This is a genomic window from Rhodospira trueperi, assembly GCF_900101965.1.
GTDB lineage: Bacteria > Pseudomonadota > Alphaproteobacteria > Rhodospirillales > Rhodospirillaceae > Rhodospira > Rhodospira trueperi.
The window spans coordinates 396,923-418,875 of the sequence record NZ_FNAP01000002.1; the positions used below are offsets into that span (position 1 = coordinate 396,923).

Here is a 21,953-nt window from a genome sequence, read left to right on the forward strand (position 1 = left end):
AATGTGCAAGCGCGCCTATTCATTCCGCAGATGCGGTGCCGCCGACGCGCCCAGCGCCCGCCATGTGCCCACATAGCCGGCGGCCAGGGTCAGCAGCACGCAGGCGCCCACCGTCGCCGCCACGACGCCGGGCAGGAACACCCAGTCGCCCTTCATGACGAACACCACCACGGCCCAGGCGCCGGCGGTGCCGACGGCGGCGGCAATGGCCCCGGTCGCCAGCCCGAGCAGGCCGTATTCCAGCAGATACCCGCGCAGCAACGCCCCACGCGTCGCCCCCACCACCTTCAACACCACCGACTCGTAGACCCGCCGGGCGTGTCCGGCCGCGAACGCCCCGGCCAGCACCAGCGCCCCGGCCGCCAGCGTCACCGCCGCCGCCACGGTGATGGCCCGCGCCGCCGTGTCTAGGATGCCCCGCACGCTCTCCAGTGCGCTCTTGACGCGGATGGCGGAGACGTTGGGGAAGGCATCGGTGACCGCGCGTTCCAGCGCCGCCTCGTGGGCGTCGTCCACGCGCACGGTGGCGATCCAGGTGCGCGGCGCCCCGGCCAGGGCGTTGGGCGAAACCATGAACGTGAAGTTGATGCGCAGCGAGCCCCAGTTCACCGTGCGGGTGTTCGCCAGGGCACCGGTGATCTCGCGGCCCAGGATGTTCACGGTCAGGGTGTCGCCGATCTCCAGGCCGAAGCCGTCGGCCAGGTCCTCGGTCAGCGAGAACAGCGGCGGCCCGTCGTAGCCCGCCGGCCACCAGTCGCCCCGAACGATGGTCGAGTCCTCCGGCGGCGTGTCCCCGGTGGTGAACCCCCGGTCGCCGCGCACCGCCCATTGCGCGTCGGGATGAATGTCGACCTCGGATACCGGGATCCCGTCCAGCCGGGTGATGCGACCGCGCACCATGTCGGCGAAGGCGGTGCGGCCGACCCCCTGCTGTGCCGCGAACAGAGCCTTCAGCGGGTCGACCTGATGCGGCTGGACGTCGATGAAGAAGTACGAGGGTGCCTCGCGCGGCAGCCGCTCGTCGATCTGACGCCCCAGATTGCCCTGGATCAGGGCGACGATCACCAACACCGACAGACCCAGCCCCAGCGACAGCACCACCGACGCGGTGGCCGATCCCGGCCGATGCAGGTTGGCCAGCGCCAGACGCAGCCCCGGCCGGCCGCGCGCCAGCGGCCCGGCACGGCGGGCCAGACTCCGTACGCCCACGGCGGCCAGCCCGAACAGCCCCAGCGCGCCGGCGGCGCCAGCCACGAAGACGGCGGCGAAGCGCGGCTCGTGGGCGCTGGCGACGGTCAGCGCCACCAGCGCCGCCAGTGCCACCGCCAGCCCCAGCAGATAGCGCCGCCGGGGCCAGCGGCGGGTCTCGGCGGTCATGCCCTGGAAGATGGCCAGGGCGGGGATGTCGCGCGCCCGCGCCAGCGGCCACACCGCGAACACCAGCGCCACCAGAAGGCCACTGACCAGGGCCAGCAGCACCGGTTCGGGATAGACCGTCACCCGCGCCCGCACCGGCAACCAGTCGCCGAACAGCGCCTCGGCGACAAAGGGCGCCGCCACGCCGGCCGCCAGCCCGATGGCCACGCCCAGCACGGCGAGCAGGCCGATCTGGATCAGATAGACGCGGAAGATCACGCCGGCCGGCGCCCCCAGGCATTTCAGCGTGGCGATGGTGGTCATGCGCCCCTGCAGATAGGCGCGGGCGGCGTTGGCCACCCCGATCCCACCCACCAGCAGGGCCGTCAGCCCCACGAGCGTCAGATAGAGCGTCAGGTTCTCCAGAAAGATCGTCAGGCCCGGCGCCGCCGCGTCGGTGCCGCGCAGGCGCCAGCCGGCCTCCGGGAACGCCTCGGTCAGGCGCGCCCGGATCGCCTCGGCCGACACGCCCCTGTCCGCCCGCAGCATCGTGTCGTAGGTGAGGAGGCTGCCCGGCTGGATCAACGCCGTCTCCGGCAACGCGTCGTGATGGATCATCAGGCGCGGGCCGAGCGAGAACAGGCTGGCCACCCGGTCGGGTTCGCGGGCAATGGTGTCGCGGATCTCGACTGTCGCCTCGCCGACGCGGACGGCATCGCCCACGGACAAACCCAGGCGGGACAGCAGGTTCGGATCCGCCACCGCGCCCCAGGCGCCGTTCCGTCGCGCCAGCGCGTCGCCGAGCGCGCCACCGCCTGTCAGCTCCATCGCGCCGTAGAGCGGATAGGCGTCGTCCACCGCCTTCAGTTCCACCAGTGCCCGTCCGCCGTCGTCGCCGGGCGCGATGGCCATGGCCCGCATGTCCACGGTGGGCGCCACCGTGGCGATCTCCCGCATCAGCGCCATCTGGGCGTCATCGGGTGGGCGGTAGCGCCGTTCCACCTCCAGATCTCCGCCCAGCAGGGCCTGGGCGTCGGCGTCCAGCCCCTCCTGAATAGCGCGGGTCATGGACCCGGCGGCGGCCATGGCGAACACCCCCAGCGCCAGACAGGCGACCAGCACGCGGAATCCCGATAGGCCGCCGCGCATCTCGCGCAGGGCCAGCCGGAGAGAGAGGGGCGGGGTCACGCCGCGGCCTCGTTGGCCGGGCGGTCATCCACGATACGCCCGTCGTCGATGCGCACGATCCGGTCACAGCGCGCCGCCAGGGCCGGGTCGTGGGTGATCAGGACCAGGGTCGTCTTCTGCTCGTCATGCAGGCCGAACAGCAGGTCCATGACCCGCCGGCCGGTCTCGCCGTCCAGGTTGCCGGTGGGCTCGTCGGCCAGCAAAAGAAGGGGGTCGGGCGCGAAGGCCCGCGCCAACGCCACGCGCTGCTGCTCGCCCCCGGACAACTGGCCGGGATAGTGCCCCAGACGGTGCCCCAGGCCGACCGCCTCCAGCCGCGTCCGGGCGACCTCAAAGGCATCGCGGCGGCCGGCGAACTCCAGCGGCACGGCGACGTTCTCCTCGGCCGTCATGGTCGGCACCAGGTGGAAGCCCTGGAACACCACCCCCACATGATCGCGGCGGAAGCGGGCCAACGCGTCCTCGTCCAGCCCGGACAGGTCGTGGCCGGCGACCTGGACCGTGCCCTGCGTCGGGCGTTGCAGGCCGGCGGCGACCATCAGCAGGCTGGATTTGCCGGCCCCGGACGGTCCCACCAAGCCCAGCGCCTGCCCCTGGGGCACGTCCAGATCGAGCCCGCGCAGAATGTTGACCGAGCCGGCCGGACCCGTCAGGGTCAGGCGCACGCCGCGCAGGCGGATGGTCGGCGGGGCCGTCGGGGAGTCCGTCATGAAGCTTGCAAGCCTTTGGTTCCTGTCCACTTGGCGCGGATATGGGCATGCGCGGCGGTGGTTGAAAGCCGTTGTCGTGACGCTGGCGTTCGTCACGGTCCTGTCTGCGCCGGCGGCGGCCGAGGACATGCGCCTGATGGTGCTGGGCGACAGCCTGACCGCTGGCTACAACCTGCCCCAGGACAAGGCGTTCCCGGTCCAGTTGGAGCAGGCGTTGCGGGCGCGGGACTACCCCGTCACGGTGCTCAACGCCGGCATCTCCGGAGACACCACCGCCGGCGGGCGGGCGCGGCTGGACTGGGTGCTGGCCGAGGAGCCCGACGCGGCGATTGTCGCCCTGGGCGCCAACGACGGCCTGCGCGGGCTCGATCCTGAGCAAACCCGCGAGAACCTGACCGCCATCGTCCGCCGGCTGAAATCCCAGGAGATTCAGGTTCTCATCGCCGGCATGCTGGCCCCGCCGAACCTAGGCCGGGAGTACGGGGAGGCCTTCAATGCCGTGTTTCCGGAGGTCGCCGAACGCACGGCGGTCTTGCTCTATCCGTTCTTCCTCAAGGGCGTCGCCGCCGACCCGACGCTCAATCAGGCGGACGGCCTTCATCCCACGGCCGACGGGGTGGCGGTGATGGTCGAGACCATTCTGCCCAAGGTCGAGGAGCTGTTGCACAAGGTGGACCCATGCGGCTGTTCCTGGGACTAGACCCGCCGGAGGCGTTGCGCGGGGAACTGGCGGCGCTGGCCATCGGGCTGCCCGGCGCGCGCTGGGTGGAGGCGGGCAACCTGCACCTGACCTTGCGCTTCATTGGGGAGGTCAATCCGGCCGAGGCCGAGGATCTGGACGCCGAACTGGCGACCCTGACGGCCGCGCCGGCGCCGGTGCGGCTCCAGGGCATCGGCACCTTCGGGCAGGGCCGCCGCATGAATGCCCTGTGGGTGGGCGCGGAGAAGGACCCGGCCCTGGTCCATCTGCACGGCGCGGTCGAGAACGCCGTCGTCCGTGCCGGCTTTCCGAAGGAAACCCGCAAGTTTCTGCCCCATGTCACGCTGGCGCGGCTGAAAAACCCCGACCGGGCGCGGCTGGAAGGCTTCATCGGCGCCCACAACGCGCGCGCCTTCGCGCCCTTCACGGCCGACGCGGTGGTCTTGTACCGAAGCCACCTGACCCGCGATGGCGCCCAGTACGAGGTGCTGGAACGCTATCCCATGAGGTCGTAGCCGGTCCCTGCCAAGCGACGTTCGCGTGATCCGGTTCGGGGCGGTGCGCGGTGGCCGTGACCCGCGATCCAGGCGTCCCGTCTTGCCGTCGGCCATCACCGAAAGGCCCAGGATCGAACCGATCCATCGGCCACGCCCTGCTGTGCTCAACCGCGCCGTTTTCGACCTGTCGGTTTCGTGCTAAGCCATGATGCGGCTTTGGTGGACGGCGGGCGCGGAGCCCGGGCCGGGCTGGCGATGACTCGGTGAAGGCCCGGCCAACGATTGTGTTTGGGAGGAGAGAGCAGACATGAAGCGGCGCGAGTTCCTGACAGGCGCGGCGGTGGCCGGTGTGACCACGGGCGCGGCAACCCTGGCGGCCCCGGCGGTGGCGCGGGCCCAGGACACCCAGGAGTGGAAGATGGTGACCACCTGGCCGAAGAACGCGCCGGGTGTCGGGGTCAACGCACAGCGCTTCGCCGACATGGTCACCGAAATGAGCGGCGGCCGTCTGACGATCCGGCTGTTCGCCGCCGGTGAGCTTGTCCCGCCGTTCGAATGTCTGGACGCCGTGCAGGCGGATACCGCCCAGATTGCCCACTCCACGCCGTATTACTGGGTCGGCAAGTCGCCGGCCCTGAATTACTTCACCACCGTTCCCTTCGGGTTGATGGCCTGGGAGCTGAGCGCCTGGATCCACTTCGGCGGCGGTCAGGCGCTGTGGGAAGAGGTTTACGCGCCCTTCAACGTCGTGCCGTTCTACGCCGGTTCGTCGGGGGCACAGTCCGGCGGATGGTTCAACACCGAGATCAACGGGCTCGACGATCTCAAGGGCCTGAAGATGCGCATCGCCGGCCTGGGCGGCGAGGTCATGCGCCGCCTGGGCGTCGCGGTCGTGCTGACGCCGCCGGGCGAGATCCAGCCTTCCCTGATGTCCGGCGCCGTGGACGCCGCCGAGTGGGTCGGCCCCTGGCTCGACATCGCCTTCGGCCTGCAAAAGGCGGCCAAGTACTACTATGTGCCGGCGTTCCACGAGCCGGGTCCGGGCTTGGAGGTGATCGTCAACAAGGACCGCTTCGCCGCCCTGCCTGACGACCTGAAGGCCATTATCAGGTACGCCGCGCGTGCCACCTGCGAGACCACGCTGGCCGACTTCACCTTCAACAACATCAAGGTGTTCTCGGAAATGCGGAAGAACTTCCCGGAGATCGAGTTGCGCGCCTTCCCGCCGGAGGTGGTCGAGGCCATGGGCGAAAAAACCATGGAGGTGGTCGAGGAGATCGCGGAGAAGGACGCCCTGACCCGCAAGGTTCACGACGCGTTCATGACCTTCACCCGACAGGCGGAGGCCTATCAGGCCAACTTCGATCTGCCCGTCCTGGAGATGCGCCGGCGCGTGTTCGGCGGGTGACCGGGGTTCCGGGAGGGGCGTTCGCCCCTCCGCCCCGTCTTCCGTTTTGATGTCCCGCCGGAACACATAGGCCTTCCATGTTCGTCACATTTCTCGTCACCACCTGTCTGGCCGCGCTGGCCATCGGTGTCCTTCTGGTGTTGTTCCGTCTGGCGGGGCGCGCCATCCCGGGGTTTCTCATCCCGGCGACCATTGGCGTCTCGATTCTGGGGGGCGTCATCTACCTGCGCTATTCCTGGGCGGACACGATGATCGAGCGTCTTCCCGAGGGCGTTGAGGTTATCCAGACCTTCCGCGACAGCAGCGCCTATGAGCCCTGGACCTACCTGTGGCCCCGGGCCACGCACTTCATCGCTATTGATCAGCCGACCATCGCGGCGCATCCCGGTCTGCCGGGGGTGTATCTGGTCGAGATGCTGTTGATCGCCGAGGGTAACCCGACCATGACCGTGCCCCAGGCGCTGGACTGCGAGCGGGGCCGCCGGTCCAGCCTGCCGCCCGATACCGAATTGAACCCCGAGACGCTGCCCGACGAGTTGAACTGGCAGTTCGACCGTGAGCCGGCCTACCTGTTCGACGCGGTGTGTCCGGACTGACGGCGTTGGCCGGCGGGGGTCAGTCGCCCCCGTCGCCGCCGCCATCACCGCCGTCTCCGCCGTCCCCGTCTCCATCCCCATCGTCGTCGCTCCACCTGACGGACGAGCCACGATACAGATAGCTGTCGCCGATCTGTCGGCGCAGACGGTGGTTTCGACTGGTCACGCGAAACGTCCTCATGGTGATGACCGCCCCCAGCGCGAACAAGACCAGCCCCAGGGCCACGCCGTCATCTCCCGTGTACCAGGGAAACAGGTCAATCCAGTCGGGTCCCAATTGTGGAAACGTGGCGGGCAATTTGGATAGGACGACCGCCGCGCCCGTCCCGCTGACGATGACGGCGGCAACAACGGCGACCGTCCGCTTGCGGGCCGCCTCGCCGTCGTCCGGCAGACGATCCGCGCGCGGCGCGGCAGCGATGTTCGGCCAAGCGACGGCCGGTTCGCCTCTGTCCGGGCGCGTCGCGCGCCTCTGGTTGCCGACGGCGGTGTGCCCGGGATCGACCCGCCGCCCGAAGGCCGGGCGCCGGCCGGGCGCGCCTCGCCCCGTCTTCGTGCCGGCGTTGGGGCGGCCGAACGCCAGATCGGCCGCCCCCTCGGGCGGGATGTGTCCGCCGGTCTGATGACAGTGGATGGTGCCGCCGCGCATGGCGAAGCTGAAACGCCCGGCCGGGCCGTTCGTCAGGACATGCGGGGGGCAGTCCTCGTCGGCGTCCGCCGGTTCCTGAAGGGGCTGGACGCGCCGCAACGCGTCCAGCAGCGCGGCCTGGGCCATCGGGCCCCGGTCGATGACATCGTAGCTGCCCGTGGCCCGCCGCCAGTCGCGGCTGATCCCCTGGGTCTCGACGCCCACACGCTCGTTCATCGACGCCCCTCCCCGATGCCGCGTGTTCAACGGGTAGGGTGGTGCGAAGACGAAGGGGGTTCAAGCGTTTGGGCGCCGTCCCCTGCTGGATGGGGCCGGACTCAGCCCCAGGGACCGCGCTTGCGTCGCGCCGTTCCGCCCCGCGATGGAATGCGGGAGGCGGCGGCGGTCGCGCCAGCGGAGACCGGCGCCGACTCGGGTCCGCTTTGGGCGGCCATCCCGCGCAGCGCCCGGACCCGGTTGGCCGTGGACGGGTGGGTGCTGAACAGGCTGTCGTGCTTGTGGGCGTGCAGCGGGTTGACGATGAACAGGTGGGCCGTGGCCGGGTTGCGCTCCGCGGCGTGGTTGTCGATGGACCGCGCGCCCCGCTCCAGCTTCTCCAGCGCGCGGGCCAGCCACTCCGGATTGCCGCTGATGCGCGCGCCCTCGGCGTCGGCGTTGTATTCGTTGTGGCGTGAAATGGCCATCTGCACGACCATGGCCGCGATGGGCGCCAGGATGGCCACCAGGATGGCGCCGACCACGCCCATCGGATTGTCTCGATTGCCGCCAAAGAAGAAGGCGAAGTTGGCCAGCATGCCGATGGCACCCGCGATGGTCGCGGTCACCGTCATCGTCAGCGTATCGCGGTGCTTGACGTGGGCCAGCTCATGCGCCATCACGCCAGTGACCTCCTCGCGGCTCATCATGTTGAGAAGGCCGGTGGTGGCCGCCACGGCGGCGTTCGCCGGATTGCGTCCGGTCGCAAAGGCGTTGGGCTGTGGCGTGTTGATGATGTACACTTTCGGCATCGGCAGGTCGGCCCGACGCGCCAAGTCGCGGACGAGGCCGACGAACTCCGGCGCCTCGCGCTCGGTGACCTGCCGGGCCCCGTGCATGGACAGCACGGCTTTGTCCGAGTTCCAGTACGCGAAACCGTTCATGCCGAGGGCGATCAGCAACGCGATGATCATGCCGCCGGCGCCGCCGATCATGTAACCGACGGTCAGGAACAGGCCGGTCATCGCGGCCAGAAGGAGGGCGACACGGGCGAAGGACATGGGCGTATCTCCGTGGGTGGTCAGCGTCCACGAGATAGGTTCGGGTTCTCGCCGATCAAGTGAAAACAAGGTCATGCGACGGGGGATCAAGCCGGGGCAACACCGGCATGCCACCGCGCGGAAACAGGGAGAACACGACCATGACGGACCACACCACCAAACCCGATCCAGCGAATGGATGGGGCGACAGCCTGCCGCTACCCCTGACGGAAGCGGGCACCGGTTCCGGAGACTCCGCGTCCGCACGCAAGGCGGTGCGCCGTGACGACGGCGGAGACAGTCCCGAGGTTGGCGGCCCCAACGGGCCGGAGCCGACCCGTTACAACGATTGGGAACGCAAGGGCCGCTGCTCCGACTTTTGAGTTGGGAGCCGGCGCGCCGGATTGAGAACACGCGGGCGGCTCTCCGATCCGGGCGGCCGCCCCGCCGTTCCCGCCGAATTTTCGGGCATGACCGCGTTGAGTGCTTGTCACGCGGCCACGGGCCTCTTATGGTGTGCGCCTTCCGCCTGGGACGCGCCGTCTCAGGCCGTTCGATGCCGCAGTAGCTCAGCTGGTAGAGCAACGCATTCGTAATGCGTGGGTCGGGGGTTCAAGTCCCTCCTGCGGCACCAGCATTTTCTCCCCCAGGCTCTGTTCCGCATCCCCTCCCGGTTCCGCTCCTCCGGGGGGGCTGTTCTACGCTGGACGACGATAGGGCTGACACAGCGGTCTCGTGGTCACGGCGACGAGCCGGTGGCGATGAGGCTTTGGATCTCTCGCCGCAGCGCCCCCCAAAGGGTCAGCCCTTTGGTCGGCCGGTCTCACCCCGTCGCGCCTTCACCACGTTCAGGGCCAGGATGCCGGTCAGGGCGGCGGCGCCCGCCGCCTCGATGGTCAGGTCGGGCTGGAACACGGCGATGGTCGCGGGGATCACCAGGAGTCGGGACACCGGGTCCATGGGGGCGACCAGATAACCCTCCAGCGCGGCGGCGAACGCGGCCAGGGCCAGCATCGCCAGGACGGCGGTCCAGAGCACCAGAGGCAGCGGGCCGCCCATGATGATGACCGGATTGAACACCATGAACAGCGGGATCAGGTACAGGCCCTTGGCGAACTTCCAGGCCTGAAGACTGGTGCGCATCGGCGAGGCCCCGGCGATGGCCGCGCCAGCGAATCCGGCCAGGGCAATGGGCGGGGTGACGTTGCTGTCCTGGGAGTACCAGAACACGACAAGATGGGCGATCAGCAGCGGGATGCCGAAATCGCTGTGCAGCGCGGGGCCGACCAGCACCACCAGGACGATGTACGAGGCCGTCACCGGCAACCCCATCCCCAGCACCAGACTGGCCAGCAGCACCAGGACCAGGGCCAGGACGACACTGCCGCCGGAAAACGCCACCATCATCGAGGAGAACTTCAGCCCCAGCCCGGTCAGGCCGACGACACCCACCAGGATGCCGGCCACGGCGCAGGCGATGCTGACGGCGACGGCATTGCGGGCGCCCACCTCCAGGGCCTTGACCAGCAGGGCCAGACCGCGCAGGGCCGCCCGCCACACACCCGCCGTATCCATCCGCTCGCCGCGCCGGGGGGCGACGAACAGCATCCACAGGGCGGCGCGGGCGACGGCGACGCCGACCACGGACACAATGGCCCAGAAGCCCACCCGCATGGGCGACAGGTTCATCACCAGCAGGCCGACAAGAACGCCCAGCGGCAGGATGAACTGCCAGCCGTCGGCCAGAACCCGGCGCAGGTCCGGCAGTTCGTCGGGCGCCATGCCCTGCATGCCCTGCTTCAGGGCGGCGATGTGAACGAACAGGTAGACGGTGCCCAGGTACAGCACCGCCGGGAAGATGGAGACGGCGACGATCTCCAGGTACGGGATGTTGGTGTATTCCGAGATCAGGAAGGCGCCCGCCCCCATCAGCGGCGGCGTGATCTGGCCGCCGGTCGAGGCCGCCGCCTCGATCCCGCCGGCCTGGGACGGGCGGTAGCCCAGGCGCTTCATCAGCGGGATGGTGAAGGCGCCGGTGGTGACCACGTTGGCGATGGCCGAACCGCTGATCGAGCCCATCCCGGCGGAGGCCAGTACCGCCGCCTTCGCCGGCCCGCCGCGACGGCGGCCGGTGGCGGCGTAGGCGAGGTCGATGAAGAACCGCCCAGCGCCCGTGACCTCCAGGAAGGCGCCGAACAGCACGAAGACGAAGATGTAGGTGGCGGCGACACCCAGCGGCAGGCCGAAGATGCCCTCCTGCCCCAGGTAGAGTTGCCCCACCAGACGGTCTAGGTCGCTGCCTCGGTGGGCCAGGATGCCGGGCAACCACGCGCCCAGCCACGGCAGCGCGCCCCGGGGCCCGGCCAGCGCGTAGAGGATCGCGGTCACCGCGATCAGGGTCATGCCCAGGCCGATCGCGCGCCGGCTGGCCTCCAGCAGGGTCACGACGGCGATGCAGCCCACCACGATGTCGGTGGAGGTCCAGAAGCCGGCGCGGTTGACGATGTCGTCCAGAAACACGGTGATGTAGGCGCCGCTGACGATGGCCCCGCCCAGGAACGCCGTGTCGATCAGCCGCGCGGGCAGGCTGCGCGCGCCCCGGGTCCTGGTCAGGGGAATCAGCAGGAACGCCAGCGCCATGATGAAGCCGAGATGGATCCCGCGCTGATAGAACAGCCCCAGCGGCTGGATCCCGGCGCCGTAGAGCTGGAACAGCGACAGCGCGATGGCCACGGCGGCGATCAGCCAGCCGCGCAGGGTTCGCCCCTGCTGGTCCTCCACCGTTTCGGAGGCGGGTGCGGCGCCGGTCGCGGTCATCGCTGATCCTCTCCAGTGGCGCCGCCCGGTCGCAGGCGCAGGACGACCCGCTGTCCGGCGGCCACGGCCGAAAGCGGGGCGATTCGGCCGTCATCGGCGACCAGACGATGGTCCACGGCCGCCGATCCCACGCGTAGCACATAGGCGTTGCCGGGCACGGGCTCGTCGATGGCGTCGATCAGATAGGTTCCGCCTGGTCCCGCGCGGAACACGCCCCGGCCGGGAAAATGCCCCAGCCCGGCGGCGAAGTCGGGCTGGATCGCATGGCTGAGGGTCATCCGCCCGCCATCGTTGACGTAGCAGTCCACCACGGGATCCCCGGTCACGGAGTGATTCCAGTGCAGGCACCAACCGCTTCCGCGCGGTACGGCCAGGGTCGCGACGCGCCGTCCGTCGGCGGTCACGGCCTCCAGTCGGTCCACGACCGGTTCGTCGGCGCTTGCGTCGGGATGGACCGCCAGCAGGGCGGCCACCATCAGGACGGCCGGGGCGGCGACCATCGGCCGCCGCCCCGGTCGGCGCCGGCTCACGGCTTCAGGCGGTCGGGCACCTCCGCGCCCGTCTCCTCGTAATAGCGCGCCGCGCCCGGATGCAGCGGGATCGGGGTCGCGCCCAGCGAGAACTCGATGGTGGTGTCGTTGGCGGCGGGGTGGATGGCCCGCAGTTCGTCCACATGCTCGAACAGAACGCGGGTCACGTTGTAGGCCAGCTCCTCGTCCATGGCGCTGTTGGCGATCAGGACGTTGGGGGTGGAGATGGTCGGGACCGGCTCGGCGATGCCCTCGTAGATGCCGGCCCGCAGGGTATAGGCGGCGAAGGTCGGTTCGGCGGCGCGCGCCTTCTCGATCTCCTCGTCGCTCAGGGCAACAAGGGCGATGTCACGGTTGGTGGCGAGGTTGATGATCGAACTGGTGGGCGGGCCGACGCTCCAGAACCCGGCGTCGATGTCGCCGTCGCGCAGGGCATCGGCGGTTTCGTTGAAGTTCAGGCGCTGCGGCTCGAAGTCGTCATAGGAAATCCCGTTGGCCGCCAGGATGGTCTTGGCGCTGACCTCGGTGCCGCTGCCCGGCGCGCCGACCGACACCCGCTTGCCCCTCAGGTCGGCGAGGCTGGTGATCCCGCTGTCGGTCAGGGTGACGATCTGCACCGCGTTGGGGTAGATGCAGCCCAGGGCGACGACAGTGTCGAGCATGCGGCCCTCGAACCGGCCGGTACCGGTATGGCCCGCGTACACCGTGTCGGCCAGCGCCAGGGCGATGTCGCTGTCCTGACGCGAGACGAGGCCCATGTTCTCGACCGATGCGCCGGTGACCTCGGCGACCGCGCTGGCGCCGTCAACGTACTTGTTGATCAGTTCCGCCAGGCCGCCGCCGTAGGGATAGTAGACACCGCCGGTGCCGCCGGTGGCGATGGACAGCTGGGTCTCTGCCATGGCCGGAGAGGCAAGCCCGATCAGGGCCGCCGCGAACAGATTGCGCACTTCGTTCATGAACCATCCTCCCTGGTTTGGCTGGGGCGCTTTGGCGATTTTTCGGCGCGGTCACGACCGACCGGTGCCTGTTGGTTCGTGCCCCAACCCCTTTTTCATGCGAGCCCATCGTCGTTGCGATCCGGTCAGGATCGTGCGGGATGTGCCCAAAAATCCGACGCTCTTTGTCCGGAATACGGATCGGGGTGTCAAGGGTGCCGTCGGCGCGCCAAGTCAGTCGACGCGGGGACGCTGTTCCCCGGTCAGCCCGTCGGCGGCGCGGCGGCCGCCTCTCACGGGCAGGTGACAGGCCGGTTCGCGGGCGCGTAGACTGTGCGGGGAGGGGCGTCTGCCCGGAGGCGCATGCGGTGTCGACACGGGAACCAGGAACAGAGAGCGGCGGGGCGCCGACACGGGCGCGCGCCGCGTATTGGGATAACCTGAAAGGTTTTCTGATCCTTCTGGTCGTCTTCGGGCATTTCGTCTATGAATATAAGGCGTACGAGGTTTTTGATTGGGTCTTTCGTTTTATTTATATGTTCCACATGCCGGCCTTCATTTTCGTATCCGGCTATTTTTCTAAAAGTGAGAACAGCCTGTCCGCACGCGGCGCCGGAAGACTGTTCGTTCTTTTCTGTCTCCTGAATTTCTCGATGATGATCTATGCCTATTATTTTGACGGGAGAGATCTGTCCATTCTGTTTCTCTATTACTCAAGCTGGTATCTCCTCGCGCTGTTCGTCTACAGGCTGACGTGGCGCTTTGTCAGGGACCTTGCCCTGATCTTTCCGATCAGTCTGCTTCTGTCCATCTGTGTCGGATTTGTCCCGCGCGATTTGGACATCGTCTGGGAATGGGAGAAGATCGTCGCCCTGTATCCCTTCTTCGTCGCCGGGGCGCTGATCTCCGAACCCTCCGTCATGCGCTTCAGACGGGCGTTGCGGGACAGAAAGGGCGCCGCCCCGATGCTGTTCGTCGTCTCCTGCGCTCTTGTCGCGGGTCTGGCTCACAGCGGCCTGGTCGCGGCGGACGATCTGCTCTGGCGTTCTTATGGAGCCGCCAGCCATGCGGAGGTTCTGCAGGCCTTGGGGGTTCGTGTGCTGGTCCTCGCGGTGGCCGCGTTCATGATCGCCGCGCTCGTCGCCGTCACGCCGGAGGCACCGCTGCGACCGGTCAACACCTGGGGGCGGAACTCCCTGGTCGTCTACGTCGGCCACCGGATTTTCACGCTCCTGCTTGTGCTGGCCGTCCCCGCCCTGGCCGCCGACGCGGTGACCGGATGGCTTTGGATCGCGCTGGCCACACTCGCCGTCACGGCCGTGCTGGGCAGTGACACCGTGGCGCGGCCCGTCAATCGGCGTCTGGACGGGGCGGTCGCCGTCGTGCTGCCGCCGACCGGTGCCGGCTCGGGTGGGCGCGCGCTGCGCGCCGTCTTCGTGGCGGGAGGGCTCGGGATCGCCCTGGGGCTGGTCGCCACGCACAGTGACCTGCCTTGGGGCGCGCGGGTGGCCGACCGGATGTCCCAGGCGGGCAGGGAAGGCGGAGCCGCCGACGTTGACCGCGTCCTGTCCGAGACGCAGGCGCGCGCCATCGACGAGGCGGTATCGGTCTCGTTCGTCGGCGACCTGATCCTGCTGCGCGATCAGGTCCTCGCGGCCTACGATGCCGAGACGGACAGCCATGATTTCGATCCCGTCTTCCGCCATGCCAAGCCGTACCTGACGCGCGCCGACCTGTCCCTGGGTGTCTTCGAGGGGCCGATGGCCGGCGCCGCCGTGGGCTACTCCACCAGTTCCTACGACGACCACATCCCGATTTACCTGAATTTCCCTGACTCTTTCGCGCGAAGCGTAAAAGACGCCGGCATTGATTTCGTCACCACGGCGACCAACCACGTCATGGATTTCGGGGTCGAGGGTGCGCTGCGCACGCTCGATGTTCTGGACCGGATCGGCCTGGGGTACACCGGCTCCTATAGGGACGCGCGCGAGAAGGAAGACCGGGAGATCGCGGTCGTCACCGTCAACGGCCTGCGCATCGCGGTTCTGTCCTACACCTACGGCAGCAATTACTATGAGGACGCGTTCTTTTTCGAACCGGAGAACCGGCACATCACATCGGCCATCGTCTCGCCCGACAGTCCTTATTTCGCCGCGGCCAGACAGGCCGTGTTGGATGACTTCGCCAAGGCGAGGGCGCTGAACCCGGATACCATTGTCGTGCTGCCCCACATGGGCACGCAGTTCGAGCACGTGCCGGATCGGTTCCAGAGGACCTGGATGGACCTTTTCATCAAGGCCGGCGCCGACATCGTGTTCGGCGACCATCCCCACGCCGTTCAGCCGCTGGAGTGGCGGCCGTCGCACCGGCCGGGACGCGACGCGGCGCTGGTGCTGTACTGCCCGGGCAACTTCGTCAACGCCTACACGGAAGACGACGGCGACGCGATGGCCATCGTCGAGACCTATCTGGACCCCGGGACGGGCGCGCCGGTGGCGGCGGGGATCGTGCCGATGTGGGCGCACGCCCCGGCGGGGGGCCTGTTCAGCGCCGTGCCTATCCACGACATCGCGCGGAATGCGGAGCTGCGGGCCGGCCTCAGCGACCACGACATGGCGCGGGTGCGCGAGGTGCAGACCCTGGTGACGAATACGATGCTCGGCCGGTCCCTTAGCTTCGACCAAAGCCAGCGTATGCACTACCTGCTTCCCGACGGCCACGCCTACCGCCGTCTGTCCGATCCCCTGGACATCGTCGGCGAGGAGAGGCGCTCGTCGACGCTGTACGCCTGGATGTCGGAGGCGCGATCCATCACGTTCGTCGGCGACAGCGTCACCGAGGGCGCGCGCAACGGCGGGTACGGCTGGTACGAGCCGCTGGCCGCCCTGTTCCCGGACGCGCGGATCGAGAAACGGGCATGGGACTCGCACACCATTGGCATGCTGCTGGCGCGGGCGGACGAGATCGTCGAGACCGGGGCCGATCTGTTCGTCATCGCGGTCGGAACCAACGACATCCGCTACCGCGACCCGGCCATCTGCGCCATGACGGCCGACGCCTTCATCGAGTCCGTCGAGGCCCTTGTGGAGCGGATCCGGGCCGCCGCCCCCCGGGCCCGCTTCGTGCTGATCGCCCCGTGGACAACCGATCACTACGATCCGGTGACGCCGCTTGAGCCGACCGAGGTGCGGACGTTGCGGGACCGCTACAGCGCCGCGCTCGATGCCTACGCCGAGGCCAACGGGATGCTGTTCATCGACCCCAATCCGGCGCTGGACAGGGTGTTTCGCACCGAGACTCCGGCGCGCTATCTGATCGACCACATTCATCCGAACGCGGGGGCGGGGATTCGACTCTACAGCACCGCCGTTCTTCAGGCGTCTGAGTGATGCCACCCGGGCGCGGGACCACGCTTCGTCAGCAGATGCGGGGAAGCTGTTCGCCGGCCAGCCAGTCGATGACGCGCCGGCCGCCCAGGGCGGTCTCAAGCTGGACCACATGGTCGGGGTCGTCCAGGACCTCGCCGATCACAGCCGCGTCCCGCCCCAGGGGATGCGCCCGCATGACCGCCAGCAGGGGCTCGGCCCGGTCGGCCGGGCAGATGGCGATCAGTTTGCCCTCGTTGGCCACGGTCAACGGGTCGAGGCCGAGCAACTCGCATGCGCCCCGCACCGCCGGACGCACCGGCACCGCCGCCTCGCGCACCAGAACGCCCACGCCGGAGCGGTCCGCGATCTCGTTCAGGGTCGCCGCCACGCCGCCCCGGGTGGGGTCGCGCAGCACCCGGATCTCGGGCACCGCCGCCACCATGTCGGCGACCAGCCCGTTCAGGGCGGCACTGTCGGAGAGAATGGGGGTCTCGAACGACAGGCCCTCGCGCCGGGACATGACGGCGACGCCGTGGTCGCCGATGGTGCCGTTGAGCAGCACGGCGTCGCCCGGGCGGGCGCGGTTACCGGCGATGTCCAGGCGGTCGTCGGTCAGCACGCCGACCCCGGCGGTGGTGATGAACAGGCCGTCGCAGCCGCCGCGTTCCACCACCTTGGTGTCACCGGTGACGATGGCCACGCCGGCCTCGCGCGCCGCCCGCGCCATGCTGTCGGCCACGGCGGCCAGATCCGCCAGCGGCAGCCCTTCCTCGATGATGAAGCCGGCGGTCAGGTACAGCACCCGGGCGCCGGACATGGCGACATCGTTGACCGTGCCGTGCACGGCCATGGACCCGATATCTCCGCCCGGAAACACCCGGGGCGTGATGACATAGCCGTCCGTGGTCATGACCAGCCGGCCCGGTGGCACCGACAGGCGAGCGAAGTCGTCACCGGCCCTCAGCGACTCGGTATCGAACGCGGCGACGAAAACCTCGCGGATCAGCTGGGCCATGGCGCGGCCTCCGGCGCCGTGGGCCATCTCCACGCGGGCGGATCGGAGATCGAGCGGGGGAACGCTGCGGGCGGGCATGTCCGGTGATCTTCCAGGCGTCGGCCACGAGTCGTGGATGAAGAAGAAGCCTGAACCCTATCGGGGGACGCGGGAGACCATCAAGCCCGGATCGAGGCGACCGGCAGCGCACCAGACAGGAGCGGACCCGTTCGGTCGCATAACCCGTCATTGCGAGCCCGCGTCGTCAGACGCGGGCGAAGCAATCCAGGGCACGGAACGCATTTGTCCGCCCTGGATTGCTTCGTCGCTCCGCTCCTCGCAATGACGAGGCATTGGTTGTTGGGAGCGGCAAGCCGCCGGACGGAATGAGGACTGTGTGCGGCCAATCGGCATGGGAGCGGGGGCGCGGCGGATGAGGGAACGTGCTCCATCCGCCGCCAGCCCCCCTACTCAGCGGCCATCCGGAACACCATGGGGACGTCGTCGAACGAGTCCCTGCCTGCCGGGGCTGCCGCCAGCGCCCGCGGGAACGGTGTGGAACGCGTCAGGCAGCGCGCGAATGCCGCCTGTTCAGCCGGCACATGATCCATGTAGGGGTGCCTGCGGGCCGCCATGCCGTAGCGGAAAAAGACGAGATAACGGAGCATTGTGATGCCCTCCCGTTCCAACGCGTGTTGGGCGGCGACCATCGCCGTGATCATTACACTATTATGACAGTCTGGAATTGGCAACAAAAAAGCGCACACAGTGCGCATAAAAACAAAAAACGAAGGGATATCAATGTCCCTTCGCTGAATGCAGATGACGAGCGTTGGACACGGCACGCCGAACGGCCGCCGTCCTCCGGCTAGCCGCCGGACGGGCGCACATCCGCCAAACGCATGTCCGGTCAGATCACGCCCGTCGATGTCTGCCGCGCGGTGAACGTGGGGCGTTCGGGCATCGGGGCCATGGTGCCCCGCAGCGACCCTTCGTCCTCGAACAGGTCGATCAACTGCGTCATCATCACGCCACCCAGATCCTCGGCGTCCATGATGGTCACCGCCCGGCGATAGTAGCGGGTGACGTCGTGGCCGATGCCGATGGCGATCAGGTCCACCGACGAGCGGTTTTCGATCATGGCGATGACGTCGCGCAGGTGCTGTTCGAGGTAGTTGCCGCTGTTCACCGACAGGGTGGAATCGTCCACCGGCGCGCCGTCCGAGATGACCATGAGGATGCGCCGCGCCTCGGGCCGGCCCAGCAGGCGCTGATGCGCCCACAATAGGGCCTCGCCGTCGATGTTCTCCTTCAGGATGCCCTCGCGCAGCATCAGTCCCAGGTTCAGCCGCGCCCGGCGCCACGGCGCGTCGGCGGCCTTGTAGACGATGTGGCGCAGGTCGTTCAGGCGCCCCGGCGCGTGCGGCTTGCCGTCGGCGACCCAGTGCTCCCGCGCTTTGCCGCCCTTCCACGCGCTGGTGGTGAAGCCCAGAATCTCGACCTTCACACCGCAGCGTTCCAGCGTGCGGGCGAGGATGTCGGCGGACAGGGCGGCCACGGAGATGGGCCGGCCGCGCATGGACCCGGAGTTGTCGATGAGCAGGGTGACCACGGTGTCGCGGAACTTGGTGCCCTTCTCCTGCTTGTAGGACAGCGAGTTCATCGGGTTGGCGACGATGCGGGCCAGCCGGGCGGCATCCAGGATGCCCTCGTCCAGGTCAAACTCCCAGGCGCGTTGCTGCTTGGCCATCAGGCGCCGTTGCAGGCGGTTGGCCAGACGCGCCACCATGCCCTGGAGGTTGATCAACTGCCCGTCCAGTTGGGCCCGCAGCCGGTTCAGTTCCTCCGGGTCGGCGAGGTCGGGGGCCTCGACGATCTGGTCGAACTGGGTGGTGTAGGCGCGGTACAGCGCCTGCGCCGGATCGGCCGGATCGGCGTTGTCGCGGCGGCTGCCGGGGCGGCCGCCCGGCTCCTCGGTGCCCTGGCCCAGGCGCATGGCCTCGGCGGTGGCGTCCATGTCCTCGTCGCCGGATTCGCCATCGGACTCGCCGCCGTCCATGCTCGGCGCGCTGTCGGGGCCGGCGGCGGAGGCGCTGTCGGGGGTCTGGCCGTCGCCTTCTTCTGCGTCGCTGTCGTTCTCGTCCCCGGCGTCCTCGTCGGCCTCCTGTTCGGACGGATCGGGCTCGCGGTCGACGAATGCCTCCAGGCCGAGATCGTCCAGCCAGTGGCGCACGGCCCGGGCGAACGTGCGTTGCTCGTCCAGGGCGTCCGCCATTTCGCCGAGTCGCTCCGGACCCGCCTGGAGGCGGCGCCGGGCCATCGCCAGTAGGCGGGACCCGGTCGGCCCCAGGGGGACGTCGCCGAAGCGATCGAACGCCAGCAGGCGGGCCGCTTCACCGGGGGGCAACTGGTCGGGATGCGTGACCCGGTCGTAGCCGTCGGTCACCAACCGGTCCTCCAGGGCGCGGGCGATGTTCTGCGACACGCCGGGCAGGGCGCGCGCGCCCAGGGACTCGACCCGGGCCTGTTCCAGGGTGTTGAAGACCTCGGCCGCCTCCGGCCCGGTGGGCATCAGGCCACCGTGCAGCCGCGCGCTGTGATGGCGCAGCCGCATGGCCAGCCCATCGGCGGTGGCGCGCAGGCGGGTCACCTGTTCCGCGTCCAGGCGGCGCGCCGGCTGCGGCAGACGGGCCTGTCCGCCGCTGGCGTGCGCGGCGCCGGGGGCGTAGGTGACGGTGACGTCCTTGACCGCCGACAGGGCGCGCAGACACGATGAGGTGGCGCGCTTGACGGTGTCGGTGGCGGTATCGGCCGCGCGGTTCTGGCCTGTGCGGGAGGGCGGCGTCATGGGGACCCTGGCTGAGGTGTGCAGAGTGGCTCAGACCTAATCGGTCGGCCACGACGGCGCAAGCGCCCGTGTGCCTACTCAGCAATTCTCAGGATGGAGGGTGAATGCCGGTTGCGGCCGGTGCTTGCCTGACTCCTCCCCCCTCCGGGGGGAGGTTGGGAGGTTGGGAGGGGGGCGAGGTGATTTCCACACGGATCTCGCCTGTCGCATCAACCCCACTGGCCTTTTTTTCAACCCCACCCCAACCCTCCCCTATCCAGGGGAGGGAGTCCGGCTTGTGCCTGGGGCTCACAGCCGTTCCCTTCGGAGGCCGCGCGGCCAAACTGAGAACGGCGGGTGCCTACTCACTCCATCGGTAGCGGAAGGTGCAGCACGGCGCTCCCTGGGCGATGGTCTGGGCGCGGTCGAGGTGGATGCGCGGATCGTAGGCCTCGGCGAAGGTTCCGTCGCGATTGCACGACAGGACGTCGGCGATGTCGCCCAGCCCCAGGTCCCGGTACATCTCGACAAAGCGGCAGCGGGTGACGTCGAAGTCCAGGTGGTCCGCCCCCTCGCTGTGCAGAGTCGTCTCAAGCCCGCCCTCAAGGCCCCGGTCGAGGTAGACGCGGCGGAACATGCCGGTGAAGCGCGCCATGGAGGTCTCGCCGTCCGGCTCGGCGGCGGCGGCCCGCTTGGCCTCCGCCTCGGCGGAGCGCGTGATGGCGCGGGAGAGCAGGGCGCGCGCCCGCTCGGCGCCGATCTCGGCCAGGAGTTCGTCGTAGATGGGTTTGATGACCTCGCCCTGGATGCGGCGGCGGTCGATGTTCGACAGTTCGGTCATGGTGCCTCCTGAGGTGGTCACGGTTGGTCTGGGCAGCGGCGACGGACCGGGAAGTCCTGAAGGGGGCCCGGGATTGGTGATGCGCGGGGCGGGCACACGGTGCGTCCGTCCACGATACACAAACAACGACGCTGGACGCACGCGACCGCCGCGCCGCCGCGGGCCTTGCGCTGCGGCACCGACCTGGACGGATTGCCCCGCCATGCGTGGCGAATCTGCCCCACACGGTGTGCGGAACCACGGAGGAATGTGTTGGAACGCCTCGTCCGGCGGGATCAGCGGGCTTGATTGTAGCTCTTGACCAGTTCCGTCAGGGTCACGCCGATCTTGTCGCCCTGGGTGATGACGACCTCGCCCCGGGCAACCAGAATGTCATTGGCGTAGATTTCGACCGGTTGGCTGGTCTTCTGCTCCAGTTCCACCACGGCCCCGCGCCCGAGTTTCAGGAGCTGGTTGACGCGCAGGTTGGCCTTGCCGAGTACGACGGCGATTTCCACCGGCACGTTGTAGACGGCCTGTTGTTGGCCGGTCGGGCTGGTTTCGCTGGCCATGGGGCGGACGATCCGGACGCTGGGAGGAGCGGCGACGGTGGCCGCTCCGAGTCGCCTCAAGCGTTACACTGAAAGGGTTAACGCCGCCTTATCGCCCGGCAGGCGGTCTCGTTGTGGGCCTGCCACCGGTTCAGACGGCGTGCGGTGGGTATCCGTCATGAGGCCCGAGCGTGAGCCGCCCCCACCTTCCCCGACGGGGGACGGAGTCCGAGCGGTGCTGTCCGGTTCCTTGATGTCCAGACATCATGAAGACGGCTGATCATCCGGCGTCCGGCGTCAGGCGCCGGAATCCGGGGATTACTTCTTCAGGCCGAACCCCGCGAACTTCTTGTTGAACTTCGCGACCTGGCCGCCGGTGTCCACAAGCCGCTGCACGCCCGTCCAGGCCGGGTGGCTTTTCGGGTCGATGTCCAGCCGGATGGAATCGCCAGCATAGGTGGAGCGGGTTTTGAACTCGCTGCCGTCCGTCATGGTGACGGTGATTTCATGGTACTCGGGGTGAATGTCTGCTTTCATGAGGGCTCTCCCGCGCAAGAAGCGGCCCTTATACCGACCGGGTGTGTGCCGCGCAAGGCTCCGGTTGCGGTGGGGCGCCACCAGGGGGCGTTCGGCGCAGATCAGGGCCGCGAAAAGAGTCTGACCGCTGTGACCAGGGCAACGGGCTCAGGTTAACGGCCGAGGGCTGATTTCAGTGGCGAACGGGATTCGAGGGTGATTCAACAGGCGTCTGCCCCCCAGAACCGGAGCC

19 protein-coding genes and 1 tRNA gene are annotated in these 21,953 nt (G+C 68.8%); 7 read left to right on the forward strand and 13 right to left on the reverse strand.

Features of this window, described 5'->3' with window-relative positions; genetic code table 11:
* Positions 1-15 precede the first annotated feature (15 nt).
* Both BLS85_RS05090 and BLS85_RS05095 read right to left on the reverse strand, forming a co-directional pair.
* On the reverse strand, positions 16-2,544 hold the full coding sequence (locus BLS85_RS05090; protein WP_342729105.1) for an ABC transporter permease: 2,529 nt from the start codon (positions 2,542-2,544) through the stop codon (positions 16-18).
* Complete coding sequence (locus tag BLS85_RS05095) at positions 2,541-3,254, reverse strand: ABC transporter ATP-binding protein (protein ID WP_092783083.1); 714 nt, start codon at positions 3,252-3,254, stop codon at positions 2,541-2,543. The genes BLS85_RS05090 and BLS85_RS05095 overlap by 4 nt, the downstream gene beginning before the upstream one ends.
* Between BLS85_RS05095 and BLS85_RS05100 the strand changes: the two genes are divergently transcribed.
* The 4 genes from BLS85_RS05100 to BLS85_RS05115 all read left to right on the forward strand — a co-directional run bounded on the left by BLS85_RS05100 (position 3,253) and on the right by BLS85_RS05115 (position 6,455).
* Positions 3,253-3,954, forward strand: coding sequence for an arylesterase (locus BLS85_RS05100; protein WP_218128293.1), 702 nt, complete (start codon positions 3,253-3,255; stop codon positions 3,952-3,954). The two genes, BLS85_RS05095 and BLS85_RS05100, sit on opposite strands and share 2 nt — an antisense overlap.
* The gene (thpR, locus tag BLS85_RS05105; protein WP_092783088.1) at positions 3,933-4,469 is read left to right on the forward strand and encodes an RNA 2',3'-cyclic phosphodiesterase; all 537 of its coding nucleotides are present in this window, start codon (positions 3,933-3,935) and stop codon (positions 4,467-4,469) included. The genes BLS85_RS05100 and thpR overlap by 22 nt, the downstream gene beginning before the upstream one ends.
* A gap of 289 nt (positions 4,470-4,758) precedes the next feature.
* On the forward strand, positions 4,759-5,859 hold the full coding sequence (locus BLS85_RS05110; RefSeq protein ID WP_092783091.1) for a TRAP transporter substrate-binding protein: 1,101 nt from the start codon (positions 4,759-4,761) through the stop codon (positions 5,857-5,859).
* Between the two features lie 77 nt (positions 5,860-5,936).
* Positions 5,937-6,455, forward strand: a complete 519-nt coding sequence (locus BLS85_RS05115) for a hypothetical protein (protein ID WP_092783094.1) — start codon at positions 5,937-5,939, stop codon at positions 6,453-6,455.
* 19 nt (positions 6,456-6,474) lie between these two features.
* Here the strand turns inward: BLS85_RS05115 and BLS85_RS05120 are convergent, their stop codons facing one another.
* Both BLS85_RS05120 and htpX read right to left on the reverse strand, forming a co-directional pair.
* Positions 6,475-7,320, reverse strand: a complete 846-nt coding sequence (locus tag BLS85_RS05120; RefSeq protein ID WP_092783097.1) for a hypothetical protein — start codon at positions 7,318-7,320, stop codon at positions 6,475-6,477.
* Between the two features lie 101 nt (positions 7,321-7,421).
* Positions 7,422-8,360: a zinc metalloprotease HtpX gene (htpX, locus tag BLS85_RS05125; RefSeq protein ID WP_092783100.1), complete on the reverse strand. Its 939-nt coding sequence runs from the start codon at positions 8,358-8,360 to the stop codon at positions 7,422-7,424.
* Between the two features lie 140 nt (positions 8,361-8,500).
* On the opposite strand from htpX, the gene BLS85_RS05130 reads away from it, so the two are divergent.
* On the forward strand, positions 8,501-8,722 hold the full coding sequence (locus BLS85_RS05130; RefSeq protein WP_092783103.1) for a DUF1674 domain-containing protein: 222 nt from the start codon (positions 8,501-8,503) through the stop codon (positions 8,720-8,722).
* A 175-nt stretch (positions 8,723-8,897) separates the two neighbouring features.
* Positions 8,898-8,973, forward strand: a tRNA-Thr gene (locus BLS85_RS05135).
* A gap of 167 nt (positions 8,974-9,140) precedes the next feature.
* Here the strand turns inward: BLS85_RS05135 and BLS85_RS05140 are convergent.
* The 3 genes from BLS85_RS05140 to BLS85_RS05150 are packed head-to-tail and all read right to left on the reverse strand — an operon-like array spanning position 9,141 to position 12,645.
* Positions 9,141-11,156, reverse strand: a complete 2,016-nt coding sequence (locus BLS85_RS05140) for a TRAP transporter permease (RefSeq protein WP_092783105.1) — start codon at positions 11,154-11,156, stop codon at positions 9,141-9,143.
* Positions 11,153-11,656 (reverse strand): DUF1850 domain-containing protein, encoded by a 504-nt coding sequence (locus BLS85_RS05145; RefSeq protein WP_245699085.1) that lies wholly within the window; start codon positions 11,654-11,656, stop codon positions 11,153-11,155. Before BLS85_RS05145 ends, BLS85_RS05140 begins: the two co-directional genes overlap by 4 nt.
* A 26-nt stretch (positions 11,657-11,682) precedes the next feature.
* Positions 11,683-12,645, reverse strand: coding sequence for a TAXI family TRAP transporter solute-binding subunit (locus BLS85_RS05150; RefSeq protein ID WP_092783108.1), 963 nt, complete (start codon positions 12,643-12,645; stop codon positions 11,683-11,685).
* Between the two features lie 140 nt (positions 12,646-12,785).
* Here BLS85_RS05150 and BLS85_RS05155 point away from each other — a divergent pair, with 140 nt between their 5' ends.
* Positions 12,786-16,013: a CapA family protein gene (locus tag BLS85_RS05155; protein ID WP_092783112.1), complete on the forward strand. Its 3,228-nt coding sequence runs from the start codon at positions 12,786-12,788 to the stop codon at positions 16,011-16,013.
* A gap of 28 nt (positions 16,014-16,041) precedes the next feature.
* Here BLS85_RS05155 and hypE read toward each other — a convergent pair whose 3' ends face one another.
* The 6 genes from hypE to rpmE form a co-directional block, all read right to left on the reverse strand.
* Entirely contained in the window at positions 16,042-17,085 is a 1,044-nt protein-coding gene (hypE, locus tag BLS85_RS05160) for a hydrogenase expression/formation protein HypE (protein ID WP_092783115.1), read from the reverse strand.
* Between the two features lie 368 nt (positions 17,086-17,453).
* Complete coding sequence (locus tag BLS85_RS05165) at positions 17,454-17,708, reverse strand: hypothetical protein (protein ID WP_143027094.1); 255 nt, start codon at positions 17,706-17,708, stop codon at positions 17,454-17,456.
* A gap of 188 nt (positions 17,709-17,896) precedes the next feature.
* On the reverse strand, positions 17,897-19,834 hold the full coding sequence (locus BLS85_RS05170) for a cobaltochelatase CobT-related protein (RefSeq protein ID WP_092783121.1): 1,938 nt from the start codon (positions 19,832-19,834) through the stop codon (positions 17,897-17,899).
* A 340-nt stretch (positions 19,835-20,174) separates the two neighbouring features.
* Positions 20,175-20,654, reverse strand: coding sequence for an L-2-amino-thiazoline-4-carboxylic acid hydrolase (locus tag BLS85_RS05175; protein WP_176793382.1), 480 nt, complete (start codon positions 20,652-20,654; stop codon positions 20,175-20,177).
* Positions 20,655-20,929: 275 nt separating this feature from the next.
* The gene (locus BLS85_RS05180) at positions 20,930-21,205 is read right to left on the reverse strand and encodes a FliM/FliN family flagellar motor switch protein (RefSeq protein ID WP_092783127.1); all 276 of its coding nucleotides are present in this window, start codon (positions 21,203-21,205) and stop codon (positions 20,930-20,932) included.
* Between the two features lie 297 nt (positions 21,206-21,502).
* The gene (gene rpmE / locus BLS85_RS05185) at positions 21,503-21,721 is read right to left on the reverse strand and encodes a 50S ribosomal protein L31 (RefSeq protein ID WP_092783130.1); all 219 of its coding nucleotides are present in this window, start codon (positions 21,719-21,721) and stop codon (positions 21,503-21,505) included.
* Between the last annotated feature and the right edge of the window lie 232 nt (positions 21,722-21,953).

Coding starts and splice junctions, on each gene's coding strand:
- BLS85_RS05100 (WP_218128293.1), top strand. CDS start 3,253: ATGAAGCTTGCAAGCCTTTGGTTCCTGTCCACTTGGCGCGGATATGGG.
- BLS85_RS05095 (WP_092783083.1), bottom strand. CDS start 3,254: ATGACGGACTCCCCGACGGCCCCGCCGACCATCCGCCTGCGCGGCGTG.
- thpR (WP_092783088.1), top strand. CDS start 3,933: ATGCGGCTGTTCCTGGGACTAGACCCGCCGGAGGCGTTGCGCGGGGAA.
- BLS85_RS05110 (WP_092783091.1), top strand. CDS start 4,759: ATGAAGCGGCGCGAGTTCCTGACAGGCGCGGCGGTGGCCGGTGTGACC.
- BLS85_RS05115 (WP_092783094.1), top strand. CDS start 5,937: ATGTTCGTCACATTTCTCGTCACCACCTGTCTGGCCGCGCTGGCCATC.
- BLS85_RS05120 (WP_092783097.1), bottom strand. CDS start 7,320: ATGAACGAGCGTGTGGGCGTCGAGACCCAGGGGATCAGCCGCGACTGG.
- htpX (WP_092783100.1), bottom strand. CDS start 8,360: ATGTCCTTCGCCCGTGTCGCCCTCCTTCTGGCCGCGATGACCGGCCTG.
- BLS85_RS05130 (WP_092783103.1), top strand. CDS start 8,501: ATGACGGACCACACCACCAAACCCGATCCAGCGAATGGATGGGGCGAC.
- BLS85_RS05140 (WP_092783105.1), bottom strand. CDS start 11,156: ATGACCGCGACCGGCGCCGCACCCGCCTCCGAAACGGTGGAGGACCAG.
- BLS85_RS05145 (WP_245699085.1), bottom strand. CDS start 11,656: ATGGTCGCCGCCCCGGCCGTCCTGATGGTGGCCGCCCTGCTGGCGGTC.
- BLS85_RS05150 (WP_092783108.1), bottom strand. CDS start 12,645: ATGAACGAAGTGCGCAATCTGTTCGCGGCGGCCCTGATCGGGCTTGCC.
- BLS85_RS05155 (WP_092783112.1), top strand. CDS start 12,786: ATGTGCCCAAAAATCCGACGCTCTTTGTCCGGAATACGGATCGGGGTG.
- hypE (WP_092783115.1), bottom strand. CDS start 17,085: ATGCCCGCCCGCAGCGTTCCCCCGCTCGATCTCCGATCCGCCCGCGTG.
- BLS85_RS05165 (WP_143027094.1), bottom strand. CDS start 17,708: ATGATCACGGCGATGGTCGCCGCCCAACACGCGTTGGAACGGGAGGGC.
- BLS85_RS05170 (WP_092783121.1), bottom strand. CDS start 19,834: ATGACGCCGCCCTCCCGCACAGGCCAGAACCGCGCGGCCGATACCGCC.
- BLS85_RS05175 (WP_176793382.1), bottom strand. CDS start 20,654: ATGACCGAACTGTCGAACATCGACCGCCGCCGCATCCAGGGCGAGGTC.
- BLS85_RS05180 (WP_092783127.1), bottom strand. CDS start 21,205: ATGGCCAGCGAAACCAGCCCGACCGGCCAACAACAGGCCGTCTACAAC.
- rpmE (WP_092783130.1), bottom strand. CDS start 21,721: ATGAAAGCAGACATTCACCCCGAGTACCATGAAATCACCGTCACCATG.